Annotated in this window: 10 protein-coding genes; 4 read left to right on the top strand and 6 right to left on the bottom strand. The window is 37.7% G+C overall.

The features are described from left to right. The first annotated feature begins 252 nt into the window (after window positions 1-252). Complete coding sequence (locus tag BUC12_RS09455) at window positions 253-855, top strand: archaeosortase/exosortase family protein (protein WP_244893471.1); 603 nt, start codon at window positions 253-255, stop codon at window positions 853-855. 31 nt (window positions 856-886) lie between these two features. Here BUC12_RS09455 and BUC12_RS09450 read toward each other — a convergent pair whose 3' ends face one another. The 4 genes from BUC12_RS09450 to BUC12_RS09435 form a co-directional block, all read right to left on the bottom strand. Further along, window positions 887-2,053, bottom strand: coding sequence for a glycosyltransferase (locus BUC12_RS09450; RefSeq protein WP_062183440.1), 1,167 nt, complete (start codon window positions 2,051-2,053; stop codon window positions 887-889). 91 nt (window positions 2,054-2,144) lie between these two features. Beyond that, a complete protein-coding gene (gene lysA / locus BUC12_RS09445) occupies window positions 2,145-3,302 on the bottom strand; it encodes a diaminopimelate decarboxylase (RefSeq protein WP_062183437.1) in 1,158 nt (385 codons plus the stop codon). Between the two features lie 22 nt (window positions 3,303-3,324). Beyond that, window positions 3,325-4,635, bottom strand: coding sequence for an aspartate kinase (locus BUC12_RS09440; RefSeq protein WP_062183433.1), 1,311 nt, complete (start codon window positions 4,633-4,635; stop codon window positions 3,325-3,327). 476 nt (window positions 4,636-5,111) lie between these two features. Beyond that, window positions 5,112-5,477, bottom strand: coding sequence for a DMT family protein (locus BUC12_RS09435; RefSeq protein ID WP_062183430.1), 366 nt, complete (start codon window positions 5,475-5,477; stop codon window positions 5,112-5,114). A gap of 174 nt (window positions 5,478-5,651) precedes the next feature. Between BUC12_RS09435 and BUC12_RS09430 the strand changes: the two genes are divergently transcribed. The 3 genes from BUC12_RS09430 to BUC12_RS09420 all read left to right on the top strand — a co-directional run bounded on the left by BUC12_RS09430 (window position 5,652) and on the right by BUC12_RS09420 (window position 14,597). Next, complete coding sequence (locus tag BUC12_RS09430; RefSeq protein WP_062183427.1) at window positions 5,652-7,268, top strand: ABC-F family ATP-binding cassette domain-containing protein; 1,617 nt, start codon at window positions 5,652-5,654, stop codon at window positions 7,266-7,268. A 123-nt stretch (window positions 7,269-7,391) separates the two neighbouring features. Beyond that, window positions 7,392-8,645: a type IX secretion system plug protein gene (locus BUC12_RS09425; RefSeq protein WP_062183424.1), complete on the top strand. Its 1,254-nt coding sequence runs from the start codon at window positions 7,392-7,394 to the stop codon at window positions 8,643-8,645. 87 nt (window positions 8,646-8,732) lie between these two features. Beyond that, a complete protein-coding gene (locus tag BUC12_RS09420) occupies window positions 8,733-14,597 on the top strand; it encodes an alpha-2-macroglobulin family protein (RefSeq protein ID WP_070808623.1) in 5,865 nt (1,954 codons plus the stop codon). Between the two features lie 153 nt (window positions 14,598-14,750). Here BUC12_RS09420 and aroB read toward each other — a convergent pair whose 3' ends face one another. Together aroB and fmt are read right to left on the bottom strand one after the other, a co-directional pair. Beyond that, window positions 14,751-15,809 carry a 3-dehydroquinate synthase gene (gene aroB / locus BUC12_RS09415; protein WP_062183418.1) on the bottom strand — a complete coding sequence of 353 codons (1,059 nt, stop codon included), beginning with the start codon at window positions 15,807-15,809 and terminating at the stop codon, window positions 14,751-14,753. A 12-nt stretch (window positions 15,810-15,821) separates the two neighbouring features. Then, window positions 15,822-16,793: a methionyl-tRNA formyltransferase gene (gene fmt, locus BUC12_RS09410; RefSeq protein ID WP_062183415.1), complete on the bottom strand. Its 972-nt coding sequence runs from the start codon at window positions 16,791-16,793 to the stop codon at window positions 15,822-15,824. Window positions 16,794-16,817 lie beyond the last annotated feature (24 nt).

Below are 16,817 nucleotides of genomic sequence, written 5' to 3'. Positions count from 1 at the left end.
AAAATTTGCATATCTTAACTATAAGTTAGAAATGTAAGTGCCGCTGAGATTATAATAGGTTGTACTGGTTTTCGGTATATATAGTTTATTGCTCTAAAATCTTCTAATACAACAGAATTTAGTATCTTTGTATACTATTATTCACCCATATATAATTGGTAAATGCCATCTCTAATCCGACAATTATTAAAAAAAATAGAGCCTTTCAAGGGGATTTTATATTTCCTTGCCTTGTTTCTCTTTTTTGAATTTTTGTGGAAATTATGTGTACACGAAGGAGCTGACGAAAGCCAGTTACTTATTCTTGGGCGTGATTTTACAGATACGATTTATCCGATATGCCGGATTACGGCAGACTTTACTTATTGGCTGATACATGATCTGTTCGGATACCACAATTATAATATTGATGGATTATTGATATACTTTGATAATTCGTTAAAGATGAAAATTGTATGGGGTTGTACAGGGGTGAAGCAAATGCTGTTGTTTACCTTTATAATAGTTTGTTATTTTGGCCCGTGGAAAAAGAAGTTGTATTTCATACCCATATCATTGTTAATTTTAGCTTCGATTAATATATTCCGGTTGGTAATAACTTCATTTGTAATTAAGGATGGATTTCCGGAGTGGTTTATACCTGTGAACGAATCGATGAAAGGTTTAACATGGGATGGTTCTCCTAAAATGTACTGGGAATTCTATCGCGACTGGTATTATTTCTTTCACGATGGCATATTCAAATGGGTATATTACGATGGAGTTATGTTTTTGTTGTGGCTTTATTGGCACGAGAAGTTTAATCTTCCATACCAAAAGAATAAATTGGAAACTCAAAAAGGACTCGAAATATGAGTCCTTTTTTAGTTTAGATATATTGGTGTCTTTATTTTCTTTTGCGTTTTCTGCTTCTGGCCATCGATACAAATCCCGAATTGATATATGGTTGAAGCAGCTCGAGCATAGGTAGCGACAATCTGTATTTAGGTGTTTCAAAATGCTCGGTGATTTTATTCAGAGTTATTACCTGAGTAATGTATCTGATCAGGAATAATAATACAGATGCTCCTAAATACGCCCACAATAGAGATATTGCGCTATATGCGATTCCTCCTAAAGTCAGTATATAAAAAAGATATCGTGTAGTTGTTTCTGTAGAAAAGAAACTTCCTGTGAATTTAGAAAAATGATATTCACCGCGATAATACGATGTTTTTATTTCTCTCCATTGATTATAGCTTTGCAGTTCGGTAGATACATATCCGTTTTTGTCTAGTATAACAACAGTGTTATTTGTATCCATTATCTGATTTACAAAAATAAGCTCGGCATTATTGTAGTTTAATGAAGCAGAAAAACCTTTATTATCGAAAAATAATTGTTTTCGATAGGCAATATTACGGTAAGTTCCGGCAAATGGCCTGTGTTTGATGGCCGATGACAGATATTGTAAGGAGAATATCAAATTGTCGAAAACAGCAATGTTAGCCCATGATTGATCTTTTCTCTTAAAACGGCTATAGCCCAGCGCTATTTGTTTATCTTCGTTCAGTGGAGCTACCATCGTTCTGATCCACTGGTTGTTTACAGGTATAGAGTCTGCTTCTGTAAACAGTAGGATGTCTTTGCGTGCTGCTTTGATCCCAATAGTGAGAGGTAATACTTTATTCCTGACATCTTCATCGTTGTCCGGTATTGGCGAAAAAGTACTATATAGGTTCGAGTATTCTCTCTTTAGCTTTTTGAGAAGAAATTCGGTTTCGTCGGTTGCGCCTTCATTCACGACGATTACTTCAAAATTAGGATAATCCTGATTTAGAATTTCCGGAAGGCATTTTTCGAGATTCTGAGATTCGTCTTTTCCTATTATTATTACCGATACAGATGGTGTGTTCGGGTGGAGTCCGTTATCCTTATTATTATTGTAATAGGTCAACGGCTTTTTGTAATATGCCAGATAAAAATATATCTGGATAGCTAATAAGACCAATAGGACTAATAATATTATTATTCCTACCAAATCATAAGTGAAAGATGATATAAACTGTTCCATCTGACAAAAAAGTGTACTTTCCTTATAAATATATGAGAAAGTCAAGATATTAGACCTTGACTTTCTCCTTTATTATAGTTGATATGTTGTTTTATAATTTATCAGAAAAATAGGCTTTAGGTATTTCCCTGCAATTATATTGCGAAGCCATAATCTCTCCGTAAGCACCTGCTGAACGAAGTGCTACCAGATCGCCCCGTTTTGTGCCGTTCAATTCATAATCCTTAACAAAACTGTCTGACGATTCACAGATAGGTCCTACCACATCGTATTTTTCGATGGGCAGATCCGAAGATATATTCTCTACTTTGTGATATGCCTGATATAAAGCTGGACGAATAAGGTCTGTCATACCGGCATCCAGAATAACGAATTTTTTGCTGTCGCCTTCTTTAACGTATGTAACCCGCGAAATCAACGCTCCGCACTGAGCAACAATTGAACGACCTAATTCGAAATGAACCATCTGATCTTTTCTAAGTTCGAGGTTCTTGTGGAATAACTCAAAGTATGCTTCAAATGGAGGAACCGGATTTGCGTTCGGGTCATCATAATCGATACCTAAGCCGCCTCCGACATTGATATTCTTTAGTTGTATACCCTTGGCTTCGCATTGGTTTTGAAGTTCGTTGATACGTTCGCAAAGAGGTTCGAATGTTTCTACTTCCGTGATTTGAGATCCTATATGGAAATGCAGGCCTATCAGTTCGATGTTTTGTAGTGTTTTGATTTTATCAAATACTTTATCGAGTGATGACATACTGAATCCGAATTTATTCTCATTCAATCCGGTAGTAATATATTCGTGTGTATGAGCGTCTACATTAGGGTTTATACGGATCGCAACCGAAACTTTCTTGCCTTTTTTCTCTGCCAGTTCATTGATTACTTCCAACTCGGGAAGTGATTCTACATTAAAACAGAAAATATTATAGTCGATTCCCAGATTGATTTCTTTATCGGTCTTGCCTACTCCGGCAAATACTATCTTAGAACAAGGGAATCCGGCGCTTATGGCCGCTTTTACTTCGTTTCCGCTAACACAGTCTGCTCCGAATCCGGCAGCAGCGATCAGCTGAAGTATTTTATGGTTAGCATTGGCTTTTACTGCATAATGTTGGTGATAACCGTATTTGTGGGTCAACTCTTTGACAATACTTAAAGTTTTCTTCAAAAGATCGATATCGTAATAATAGAACGGGGTTTCGATACCTTTGAAGCTTTCTACAGGAAATGTACCTTTTGTCATTATTGGGGTTTATTTTGAGTTTTTAGAATATATGATTGCTAAGGGAACTTAATGCCCTTTCTTTGTCTTCTTCTTTTACTATTAATGAGATGTTGCAGCTACTGCCACCGAATGATATCATTCTTACAGGTATGTCTTTTACAGCATCAAGAACCTTCGACTCAAGCCCTGCATTTTTCCACTCCAGATCACCTACAGCCGAGATAATTGTCATAGACTTGTCTACAGTTACGATACCTAGTTTTTTCAGGTCATCAGTTATTTCTGTCAGAAATTTAGGATTGTCGATAGTTATTGATACTCCCACTTCCGAAGTGGTAAGCATATCTATAGAGGTAAGATGCTTTTCGAACACTTCGCACACCTTTCTTAAAAAACCGTGAGCCAGTAGCATACGGCTCGACTTTATATTGATAACGGTAATACCGTCTTTTGCTGCAATAGCTTTAATCTTTCCGGCTTCGGTTTCGTTTGAGATCAGTGTTCCTTTAGCCTCAGGATGGTATATATTCAACAATTTAACCGGAATATTTGCCATCTTTGCCGGTAAGATACATATTGGATGTAATATCTTGGTACCGAAATAAGCTAACTCAGCGGCTTCGTCAAAATTTAGCTGGTGTACAGTTTGAGTATTAGCCAGTAGTTGCGAATTATTGCCGTACAAAGCATCAAAGCTTGTCCATATCTGAATCTCCTGTGCTTGTATAGCTGCTCCGACTAAAGATGCAGTATAGTCACTTCCTCCAAAGTGAAAATTATCAACTTCGCCATAAGCATTTGTGCAAATATAACCCTGTGTAACATATACTTCAGCCGAAGATTTCTCTTTTAACAGCTTGTTTAACTGATCACTGATAAAATTGAGATCGGGTTCGTTTTTCTTGTCGATGCGAATGAAATCCAGAGCTGATATCTCCTGTGTTTCGATGTTTCTTTCTTTAAGGATCAACGAAAAGAGCCCGCTACTCAGTATTTCACCTTGGGCTAATACTATTTTTTCTTCAAAAAGAGTAAATAAGTCTTTAGTGAAAGATCGTATATAATTCAATCTCTCTTTAAGAAAAGATGTAGCTTCTGCTTTTATCTCAGAAGAGCGGAATGATTGTTCGATCTTAGTCAGATACTCTTTTTCCAGAGTATTAATAGTTTCATTTGCTCCTTCGGGATTCTTTTTATATAAGTAGTCCGAAATTTCATCAAGCAAGGCTGTTGTACCGGCAATGGCTGATAATATAACTATACATTTGCGGTTTTCGCTTACTATATTTGCTACAATATTTAACCTTTCCGGGGTATCTATGGCTGTAGAACCGAATTTCAGAACTTTCATTTTTTGTAAAAGTATAAGTGAATACTAAACAGTGGGTTATTGCATTCGTGTATTTTAAGGAGATATGAATTTATTATTCCTGAAAACCAAGATGAATGCCAGTAACTGAAAATGGAAACAAAAATACAAAAAAATCTTTAATCATATGGCTGTCTGATAATAAAAGAGCCTTTTGTGAACATACGGATTATTTGGAGTATAGAATTGGCGTCGAAGGTGACAGATACGTGACATTTAGGTGACACTTGTGTCACCTTTGTCACCCTTTTGTACTCTTGCTATATGTCTGATATATTGCGCAGTATACTTGTGGATAGTACTGAAAGGTGACAAGTGAGACAAATATTTCATAAAAAAATAATTTGCTGTTTCTATTGTATAGCTCATAATGCTGTTTGTGCTAAAGGTAAAGTTGTAACTCATTTCCTTATAGATAAAATGGGAGCATTATAATACTTATTCAACCCATATAACTTCTATTTCAGAAATACCAGATATACGGCAGCTACCATAAAACAAAAGGCTACTATATGATTCCATTTTACGGCTTCGCCGAAAGCAAACGAACTGAATACCACAAAAACGGTGAGTGTAATAACCTCCTGAATGATTTTTAGTTGAATAAGAGAGAACGGTCCTCCGTTTTGCTGAAACCCTATCCGGTTGGCCGGAACCTGAAAACAGTATTCGAAGAAAGCAATTCCCCAGCTAAATAAAATTACCCCGATAAGAGGAAGCGATGCGAACCACGAAAATTCTTTCATCTTAAGGTGTCCATACCAGGCAAATGTCATAAAAACATTGGATGCAATAAGCAATAATATAGTATATACTCCGGTCATTTTATTTTTTTTGCCGCAAAGGTAACTTCTATATTTAAACTTTGAGAGCCTATAATAAATATTTTCGCTAAAATTTAAACAGACTCTAAGTGGATCATATTTATTAGAGAGTTGTGATTCTCTGTAAAATATCTACCTTTGCAGCTCATTTATAGAAGAAAGAAAAGAAAATTCATGTTAATAGTTGAGAGTCTTAAGGTTGAGATCGGAGGGAAGAACCTCTTTGATAATATAAACTTCATAATAAATCCCAAAGACAGGATTGCCTTGGTAGGGAAGAACGGCGCAGGAAAAAGCACTATGCTGAAAATTCTGGCAGGGGTTAATAAAAATTACAAAGGTACTGTTACCGGGCCTGATGGGATGACGGTAGGGTATCTTCCTCAGGTGATAAAGGTCTCCGATGAACGGACAGTAAGAGAAGAAGCCTCCCTTGCTTTTTCTCATATATTTGATTTGCAGGAGAAGATTGAGGATATGAACCGGCAGCTCGAGACCCGTACGGATTATGAGTCTGATGATTATGCAAAACTGATAGATGACTTTACCCATGCACATGAGCGTTTAGCTAACATCGAAGATACGAATTTCGACGGAGAGGTCGAAAAGACTTTACTGGGACTGGGTTTTAAGCGCACAGACTTCGACCGTCCTACGAGTGAATTCAGTGGAGGATGGCGTATGCGTATAGAACTGGCAAAACTTTTGCTTCGCAAACCCGATGTGATGCTATTGGATGAGCCTACCAATCACTTGGATATTGAATCCATAGGATGGTTAGAGGATTTTATAACCACTCAGGCTAATGCCGTAGTACTTATTTCGCATGACCGGGCATTTATAGATGCAGTTACCAATCGCACTATTGAGCTGACACTGGGTAAGATATACGATTATAAAGTAAACTATTCGAAATATGTAGAATTGCGCGAAGAGCGCCGCCAGCAACAAATCCATGCATGGGAAGCTCAACAAAAGCAAATACAGGAAATTGAAGAATTTATAGAACGTTTCAGGGCACAGGCGGCGAAAGCAACCCTTGTGCAGAGCCGTGTAAGACAGCTCGAAAAAATGGAACGTGTTGAGATAGACGAAGAAGACCGTACATCGGTCCGCATCAAGTTTCAGCCTGCGACCCGTTCGGGTAACTATCCGCTTACGGTAGATATGGTTACTAAAAAATACGATGATTATTTAGTATTTGAGAATGCTAATCTGATGATCGAGCGCGGAGAAAAGATTGCCTTGGCCGGAAAAAATGGAGAAGGTAAGTCGACTTTCGTAAAGTGTATTATGGGCGAAACCCCTTATACGGGAACAATGATGCTCGGACATAATGTATCTGTCGGTTATTTTGCCCAAAATCAGGCAGACCTTCTGGATGAAGATTTAACAGTGTTCGAAACGATTGACAGGGTAGCGGAAGGTGATATCCGCACTCAGATCCGCAATATACTTGGAGCATTTATGTTCAATAGGGATGATTCGGATAAAAAGGTAAAGGTGCTCTCCGGAGGTGAGCGTACACGTTTGGCAATGATCAAATTATTACTGGAACCCGTGAACCTGCTTATTCTCGATGAACCGACTAACCATTTGGATTTGAAAACAAAAGAAGTGCTTAAGAATGCAATTCTGGACTATGACGGAACGGTGATACTGGTATCACACGACCGTGATTTTCTGGACGGTTTAGTTACTAAAGTGTTTGAATTCTCAGATAAAAAGGTACGTGAACATATTGGAGGTATTAAGGATTTCTTGGCGAAGAAAAGAGCTTTGTCTTCATAATACATAAAAGAAATATATAAAATAGTAAAAGGATATCGCTGTATAGGGGTATCCTTTTTTGTACAGTAAAGCTTCTAAAACAATAAAATATGTACCTTAGTGGTATCAATTGAAGAATATATTATGATGAAAACGATATATATATTTATTCTATTACTATTGTTTCAACTACAATTGAATGCACAAACATACAGAACGCAATCTTTAGTAAAAGAAGCTCAGACCATTCAGGTTAATGCAATGGGAAATTGGGCCAGCTTACCTGCTATTGATTTGTCGGGAGATAACTATGTACGTATTAACTTCGATTTACTGGGACAAGAGTCCCTGAGGCCGTTGCGCTACAGGATTATCAGTTGTGATGCGGACTGGCAAAAGTCGAGACTTTTAGATATAGAGTATTTGGAAGGCTTTAACGATTTACCGATAGAAGATTATGCCCAGTCTGTAAACACAACTATAGATTATACTAATTACAATCTGGAGATACCGAATGACCGTCAGCGTATCAAATTATCAGGAAACTATGCAATAGAAGTATACGACGAAGATGAGCCGCAGAAAATTTTACTTACGGCCTGTTTTTCGCTGTTCGATTCTAAAGTGAAAATAGATGGAAGTGTTTCATCCAATACAGACATAGATGTAAATAAAGAGCATCAACAAGTATCTTTTACAATAAATACGAACAACTTACAGATACGAGATCCGTTTTCGGACCTTAAGATAGTAGTTCGTCAAAATAATAGGATCGATAATCAACGTACCCAAATCAAGCCGACTTATATACAAGGTACTAATTTGATCTATGAACATAACCGGGATTTGATATTTGAAGCCGGTAATGAGTATCGCCGTTTCGAAACAGTGAGTTACCGCTACAATGGTTTGCATGTGGAGTCGACAGAATTTGTCCGTCCGTATTACAATTCGTATATAGCTCCAGACAAAGAGAGGTCGGGGAAACGTTATGTATATGATCAGGATCAGAATGGACGGTTTTTGATCAGAAATGCCGAAGCCAGAGGCGACTCGGATACAGAGGCTGATTACTTTACAACTTATTTTAACCTGATGATGGATGAACCCATACTTGAACCTGTTTATCTGAATGGAAGCTTTACAAACAATACTTTTGACAATAGCTATAAGATGAAGTATGATATTGAAAACAAAAAGTATATAGCCGCTGTTTTACTGAAACAAGGCGCATATAATTATCAATATCTGGTGAAAAGAGGCGATGTATATACTCCGGCTCTGATTGAAGGTAATTATTTTGAAACGCAGAATGAATATACGATATATGTTTATTATAGGGCTGTTGGATCCTTTGCCGATCAATTAGTCGGTCTATTGTTAATATCCGGAAAGTAAAGTTGTAAAATCTTAAATCCGGATATCCTTTTTATGGAATACTAATAACATCCGTATCTACTACGCAAAAGTATAAATAGAGAAATTATGAAAAGACAATTGTTTTTAGGCTTGTTAATCTTCCTCACGATAGGAATATTCGCACAAACTAACCAACCTCGAAAAGAAATGAACAGATATGAGACCCGATGGAATGAAATTGCTGGTTTTGAAAAAGACGATTTGCCAAAATCTGCTCTGGGTGTAGCAAATCAAATACTGAAAAGTGCAACCTCGGAACAAAATATTCCTCAGACAATCAAAGCCCTGATATATATAAATAAATATCAGGTCGCTATTGATGGGGAAAATAATACCCGCATTTTTTCGGACATAGACAGTCTTATTAATGTTTCGAAAAAAGCAGAAGAAAAAGCTCTCCTTCATTCGATGATTGCTGAGCTTTATCTTAATTACTACGATGTTGTCAGATGGACAATAAACAGCCGTACTGATCTTTCCGGATATGTGCCTGCTGATATGCGTGAATGGACGCAGAATATATTCAAGGAAAAAGCAGTTGAACATCTGCGTGCATCGCTGACAAGTGAAGTGGAGTTGGTGAAAGTGCAGGTTGATTCGTATGGGGATATACTTATCGAAGGCAAAGATTCCCGACGGGTCTATCCTACATTGTTCGACTTTCTGGTAAAGAGGGCAGTTGACCAGTCTAAGCGTTTAAATAACTCTTACAGAGGTAATCAATCGACTTCTTTTACAAAAGCTTTGTCCGGAAAGAATATTAAAATAGCAGATTTGGCACTGCCTACATCGGATTTTGTCAAACTTGATTTCTCGGGAGAAGATGAATTGCTGACACTTGATTTTTATACACAGGCTTTGCGTTCTTTCTCCAATAGAAAGATGAATGAAGCTGTCGTATATACAGAGATTGACCGGAATAGTTATTTAATGAATACAGTCGGTTCATACGGAGATAAATATGCTTTACCTTTCTTGCTAGACTTGGAAAAGAAGAATACTGCCTACGAATACGATATAGATGTAATAAAAGCTTTGACAGACCAGTTGCAGCGAAACTTTAAAACAGAGGAAGAAAAGAATGAAAATCTGAAACAAGTCTATGATTGGTGTCAGCTAGGTATAAGCAGATACGCGAATTCGGATAGAATAGGGCTTTTGAAGGATGTATTAAATAATATCGAATCTTCTTATGCAAGAATCGAAGGAGCGGCAATATATCACCCTGATACAAAGAATAAGGCTTTAACTATTTATTACCGGAACTTAAAATCAGTGACGATAAAAGTTGTAGATAAAAAGACGAAGGAGACTGTAAAAGCTGAAACTATTGCATTAACGCCAAAAACAACTTACTCGGAAGAAAAACAAGAAGTAACGCTCGATCTGTCACGTCTTGGTAGTTATGAGTTGGCATTGTCTTTCGATAAGCCTGTTTCAAATAGTAATAGCAATAACAAAAAGTACGAATTTGGTATTTCCCGTTTAGCTAATTTCAATCGTCGGTTGTCGTCTAACAAATATGAGTTTTATGTAGTAGACCGTATATCAGGTGCACCTGTAAGCGGGGCAACTATTAACATAAGAAAACTTGGTGCAAAAAATGAGTATACTGTAGTGGATCAGGTACAGACCGATGCAAAAGGATTTGCAACTTATGACCTGACACAAGTTTACGATCCTCAGAAAGGGAATATTTATCAATATACCTATACAGTTAGTAAAGGAGACGATGTACAAGATAAATTTACAAACTTCAGCTATTCGTACGAATTTGCTTCTGCCGAAACTCCGGAAGGAGGGCAGATCGTAAATATATTCACAGATAGGAGTATTTATCGTCCGGGACAAACGGTCTATTTTAAAGCGATATCCCTTATTCAGGGAGCCGATAAAAAATATTCGGTAAATAAGAATAAGCAAAGTAAGGTTACTCTTTATAATGTAAATAATCAGGTTATAGCAGAAAAGAACCTTAGATCGAATGACTTTGGTTCTATATCCGGTGAATTTATTTTACCACAGGGAGGTCTTACAGGTCAATATTATATCGAAGTGGACAATAATTCCAGCTATTTTAGAGTAGAAGAGTATAAACGTCCGACATTTGAAATAACTTTCGATAAAATAGAAAAAGCTTATGCTTTTGGTGATAAAGTAACTTTGGTCGGACATGCCGAGAACTTTTCAGGGGTAAAGTTACAGGGAGCGGAAGTTTCGTATACAGTTAACCAGATTCCATATATGAGATGGTGGTACGGAAGCGGAAATGAAGTTATCGAAAACAGTTCAGTTACAACAAAAGAAGATGGTTCGTTCGAAATAACCTTTACTGTTCCCAAGCCCGAAACTACAGGCAACCGGATATTTGGCGGTTTCATATATAATTATCAGATAGAGGCTTCGGTTACCGATCAGAACGGTGAAACACAGTCAGGTGTAGCATCTTTTGTAGTAGGAGATGTTTCACTCCAATTATATGCGAATATACCTTATAGTTTAGATAAGGCATCTACTGAAAAGATTGTTGTTAAATCTACAAACCTGAATGGACAGGATGTTTCCGTAACAGGTAAATATACGATATACAGCCTGTTGCCAAATGATAGTATAAAAGCCGAAATAAAGAAAGGCGAATTTACATCAGAGTCGACTGATATTATGGAAGTGATCCGCACTTTACCTTCGGCTAAATATAAGTTGACCTTTTCGGCCAAAGATGATAAAGGCAGGGAAGTAAATGGAGATAATACATTTGTTTTATACTCTTATAACGATACCCGCCCTCCGGTAGAATCTAATGAATGGCTGGTTACCCGGAAGAGAATATTTGGTCCGGGACAAAATGCAGAAGTCGCTTTAGGCATTTCGGCGACCGATATTACTGTTCTTTATGAAATTCTGAATAAGAACAAGGTATTTGAAAGAAAACAGATAAAGTTTAGCAATAAGGTTGAAAAATTCAGTATTCCTTACAAAGCGGAATATGGTGACGGGGTAACAGTATCATTTACTTATATAGTAAATGAGAAGCCTTACAACTTACGGGTAGATTTGGTAAAAGAAGAATCGGTTAAAGACCTGAAACTTAAAATGGAGGTCTTTAGAGATAAACTACGTCCCGGACAAAAAGAAGAATGGCGTATCTCGGTAAAAGACAACCAAGGAAAACCGGCTTTGACTGAGTTACTGGCATCGATGTATGACAGTTCTCTGGATAAGTTATCATCCCCTAATGTATGGAACTTTGTTTCGGAAACATATAAAGGATATTATACAGACTTCATGTTCCAAAGAGACGCGACATTTAATCCCGAAGCAAACTATATTTATTTTGACAGGTCTAAAAGTTCGACTATAAAGTCTTTGTCTTTCGATAGGCTTGACTGGTTTGGCTTTAACTTCTATAACTCGAATAATGGCTCTATAAGGATACGGGGCATGAGTTCAGCTACACCGGCTCCTGCTCCGATGATGGCTAAGAATAGTGCAGTGACAGATGCATTGTATGGTACTCTTGGTTCAGGATCCGTTGTATTGGCTGAGTCGGCAGTTGTGGCTTATGATGAAAGTAGTCCCCAACAAGCTGGAGGAGTACAACCTACAGTTCAGGTGCGGAGTAATTTTAATGAAACGGCTTTCTTTTATCCTCAGTTACGGACCGATGAAAACGGAGAAACAATTATTTCATTTACTGTGCCCGAATCTAACACGTCATGGAAATTCAGGGCATTAGCATATGACAAGGATTTAAATAGTGGAACATTAGAAGCTTTAGCCGTTTCCCGTAAAGAATTGATGGTGACACCTAATATACCCCGGTTTATGCGTCAGGGAGACAAGGCTTCTATCTCTACGAAGATATCCAATCTTTCGGAGCAAGTGATAAGCGGTAAGGTTCGACTTGAGTTCTTTGATCCATTAACAGAGCAAATCAAAAATGTTCCATTGACGAATCAATATCAGGACTTTTCACTAGAAAAAGACGCTTCGGGTTCGGTTACATGGACATTTAATGTTCCGGAGGATATCGATATGCTTGGATGCCGCATAATTGCAGAGAGCGGGTCTTTCAGCGATGGAGAACAGCATGCAGTACCGGTATTATCGAACAGGATGCTGGTCACAGAGAGTATGACTATGTATTTGAACGGAGGCCAGACAAAGGATTTTGTATTTGATAAGCTTGTCAATAACAAGTCGAACAGCCTTACTAATTATCGCCTGACACTCGAATATACGGGTAATCCGGCATGGTATGCTGTTCAGACATTGCCCGTATTGAGCAATCCGACTAATGAGAATGCTGTAAACTGGTTTGCCAGTTATTATGTGAATACATTGGGAAGTTATATAATGCACCAATATCCTAAGGTTGCGAATATGATCACTGCATGGAAGAGACAAGGTGCAGACAAAGAGTCAATGATCTCGAACCTGATGAAAAACGAGGAGTTGAAAACTGTATTATTAGAAGAAACCCCGTGGGTATTGGATGCAAAGAACGAGACTGAACAGATGGAACGTCTATCGTTGCTTTTGGATATGAATAATACAACAAACCAAACTCAACAGGCAATTTCTAAACTGAAAGAATTACAGATGGAAGATGGAGGCTGGAGTTGGTATAAGGGTATGCAGTCCAATAGGAGTATGACCCAATATATATTATATGGATTCTCTCAATTAGTGCATTTGAATGCTGTACAGTATGGTGAGGAAGAACGAATAATGCAGATGAGTGCGATTAAGTATATAGATAAGCAAATATTAGATGATTTCACGACTTTAAAAAAATATGACAAGGATTGGAAAAAATTGTCGAGTATATCAATTAATCAATTAGAATATGTGTATGTACGCTCATTCTATCGTGATATACCAATAGATCAGCAGACGCGTGAGGCTGAAAGATTTTATACTTCTGTTGCCGAAAAAAGCTGGACAGATATGAACTTATATCAACGTTCATTATTAGCAGTTTTGGCTATTCGGAACGGGAATAAGGTTCTAAATCAGAAAATCATGAAATCGGTTCGCGAACATGCCACAATATCCGATGAAATGGGAATGTTCTGGGCTAATAACAACAGCAAGGTATTTATGAACCAGTCGGCTGTCACTGTCCATACATTCTTGATGGAAGCATTCAAAGAATCGGGTTCTCAGGCTTCAGAACTTGATTTGATGAAGCAATGGCTGCTTAAGCAAAAGCAAACCCAACTATGGGAATCTACCCATGCAACAATTGACGCTGTATATGCCTTATTAAGTACCGGTAGCGATTGGTTCACTACTTCATCCGAATCGGTTATAAAGCTAAATAATACTGTAATAGATAGCAAGAATAATCAGCTTGGTTCTGATTATATAAAAGAATCATGGGGTGCTTCTGAAATATCATCCGGTATGGGTAAAGTTAATATTTCTAAAGCAGGGAATGGTCCGGCTTGGGGAGCAATGTATTGGCAATATTACGAGGACTTGAATAAGATAAACCAACAGGCAGGTGAGTTAAATGTCTCTAAAACATTATTTGTTGAGGAGTCTACTGCAAATGGTAAAGCTCTGAAAGAAGTAAATGATAATAATCCACTGAAAGTAGGAGATAAAGTAATAGTGCGTCTGATCGTTAAGGTAGACAGGGATATGGAGTTTGTTCAATTGAAAGATATGCGAGCTTCGTGTTTCGAACCGGTTGAGACTTTGTCCGGTATTCAGTGGCAGAATGCTACTTACTATTACAGGTCTACAAAAGATGCTTCGACTAATTTCTATTTCGACCATTTGGCTAAAGGTGCTTATGTATTTGAATATCCTGTGTATGTAAACAGGGTGGGCGAGTACAGCAATGGTATAACTACTGTGCAGTGTATGTATGCTCCTGAATTTGTAGCGCATACAGCCGGATTCAAAGTGATTGTGAAATAAGTGAGAATATTAAAAATAGAAAAAGAAAGCCTGACAAATTATTGTCAGGCTTTCTTTTTAGTTATATAATAGTGTTTATACATATGATATATGTATCCTATAGAAAAGGAATATATCTAGTAATAGTATAAAACTAGTTTTCTATATATCTGTTTACATACCTAAGGACTCTCTGAGAAAATCAATAGACTCGAAAATCTCGTCTTTAGTTGCTGTTTGGTTCAGAGATAGTTTTCCTATATCTTCTAATAAGGTAAAATTGATCCGTTCGGCACTTTCATTTTTCTTGTCGTGCTTCATTAACTCATATAATGCTTCATACTCATCACACGAGAATGGAAATAATCCGTAATTCTCCCTTACAAATATTAAAGTCTGGCGAAGTTTGTCTTTAGGAAAACCACATTTTTTGTGGGATAAGTATAGTTCACAGATGGTGCCCCAAGCTACAGCAAAACCGTGTTGAATGGGTTTTCCCATTGTGTAAGATAAGCTTTCGAAAGCGTGGCCGATGGTATGTCCCAGATTGAGAGCCTTCCGTATGTTCTTTTCAAAAGGATCTTGTTCTACTATATTTTCTTTTACAGCAACAGATTCTACTACCAGCTCTTTGAGAATAGTATAGTCTATATTATTTGTATCGAAAGTCAGAAGTTTAGCCCAGACAGATTCATTCGAAATAAGTCCGTGTTTAATCATCTCGGCATATCCCGATATGAAATTGGCATGGTCTAGTGTTTTGAAAAATTCAGAGTCGATCAATACTGTTTCTGCAGGAGCAAATGCTCCGACTTCGTTTTTCAAACCATCGAAGTTGATTCCTGTTTTCCCCCCTACAGCGGCATCTACAGCTCCAAGTAAGGTGGTTGGAATATTTACGCTCTTAATACCGCGTTTAAAGGTTGCGGCAGCAAAGCCTCCGATATCGGTGATCATACCTCCCCCTAAGCTGATTAAAAGTGAATGGCGGGTTGCTCCGTTCTGAGAAAGATAAGACCATATTGAAGCAAGGCTTTCTATGTTTTTATTATCGTCTCCTGCTTTGATCTCTATTTTTCCGGCCGATTGTATTTCTTCCAGATCTTCGATAAGAGGCAGGCATAGCTTTTCGGAGTTGCTGTCGGTCAGAATAAATAGTTTATCGTGATGTAAATGAGCCAGTATGTTTTTTAAATCGGCTTTGAGGTCAGATGATTTTATTACTTTTTGCATAGTTGAGTATACTTATTTCATTATGCTTTGTTCGGCAAACTTGTATCCGCGAAGCAAGTCTTCGATGTTCATTGCTTTTTTTCCAGGCAATTGCAATTGGGTGATATGGATAGTACCATCGGTACAGCTTACTGACAGAAATGTTTTATTATCGGTAGTTATAGTACCGATTGGTAAAAGAGTCTTTGTTTTATCTATTGTTGCTGAGTAGATCTTTACAGTTACCGGTTCTTTATCCGGTGAGTATAATTCTGTCCAGGCTACAGGATACGGAGACAATCCTCTGATATGGTTATATATTCTCTCTACAGATTGAGTCCAATCTATACGGCATGTATCTTTGAATATCTTAGGAGCCGGTTTCAGATCATTCTCGTTTTTAACGAACTGATCTTGAGGTATGGCGTCTATTTTGTCATCCAATAGGAGATCAACAGTCTTTTTTACAAGCTGTGCGCCCATTACCATCAGTTCGTCATGTATTTTCCCTACATTATCATCCGGTCCGATAGGCAACTTTTCTTGCTGGATTATTTTACCTGTGTCTATCTCATGTGTCAGGAAAAATGTGGTTGCTCCTGTTTCGGCATCTCCATTCATTATTGCCCAATTGATGGGCGCAGCTCCGCGGTATTGAGGGAGTAGGGATGCATGCAGGTTAAATGTCCCCATGGGAGGCATATCCCAGACAACCTCTGGTAACATACGGAATGCAACTACTATCTGTAAATCAGCTTTCCATGCCTTTAATTCTGTAAGGAATGACTCATCCTTAAGTTTTTCCGGTTGTAATATGGGCAAATTCTGTTTTAACGCATACTCCTTTACTGCTGAATACTGAATTTTATGCCCCCTTCCGGAAGGTTTATCAGGCATTGTAATTACGCCGACAACATTATATTTGTTTTCGACAAGTACACGCAAACTTTCGACAGCAAAGTCGGGTGTACCCATGAATACTATTCTTAAGTTCTCTTTATTCATTCTATATGTGAAAATTTAGAATAA

It is taken from the genome of Indolivaga macrotermitis, from assembly GCF_900128985.1.
GTDB lineage: Bacteria > Bacteroidota > Bacteroidia > Bacteroidales > Dysgonomonadaceae > Dysgonomonas_A > Dysgonomonas_A macrotermitis.
Note: the sequence above shows the minus strand (reverse complement) of the source record. Positions and strands in the feature narration are given on the sequence as shown.

What these genes read in the sequence shown, in the direction of transcription:
- BUC12_RS09450 (WP_062183440.1), bottom strand. Translation starts at nt 2,053, where the DNA reads ATGGAACAGTTTATATCATCTTTCACTTATGATTTGGTAGGAATAATA.
- lysA (WP_062183437.1), bottom strand. Translation starts at nt 3,302, where the DNA reads ATGACAAAAGGTACATTTCCTGTAGAAAGCTTCAAAGGTATCGAAACC.
- BUC12_RS09440 (WP_062183433.1), bottom strand. Translation starts at nt 4,635, where the DNA reads ATGAAAGTTCTGAAATTCGGTTCTACAGCCATAGATACCCCGGAAAGG.
- BUC12_RS09435 (WP_062183430.1), bottom strand. Translation starts at nt 5,477, where the DNA reads ATGACCGGAGTATATACTATATTATTGCTTATTGCATCCAATGTTTTT.
- BUC12_RS09430 (WP_062183427.1), top strand. Translation starts at nt 5,652, where the DNA reads ATGTTAATAGTTGAGAGTCTTAAGGTTGAGATCGGAGGGAAGAACCTC.
- BUC12_RS09425 (WP_062183424.1), top strand. Translation starts at nt 7,392, where the DNA reads ATGATGAAAACGATATATATATTTATTCTATTACTATTGTTTCAACTA.
- BUC12_RS09420 (WP_070808623.1), top strand. Translation starts at nt 8,733, where the DNA reads ATGAAAAGACAATTGTTTTTAGGCTTGTTAATCTTCCTCACGATAGGA.
- aroB (WP_062183418.1), bottom strand. Translation starts at nt 15,809, where the DNA reads ATGCAAAAAGTAATAAAATCATCTGACCTCAAAGCCGATTTAAAAAAC.
- fmt (WP_062183415.1), bottom strand. Translation starts at nt 16,793, where the DNA reads ATGAATAAAGAGAACTTAAGAATAGTATTCATGGGTACACCCGACTTT.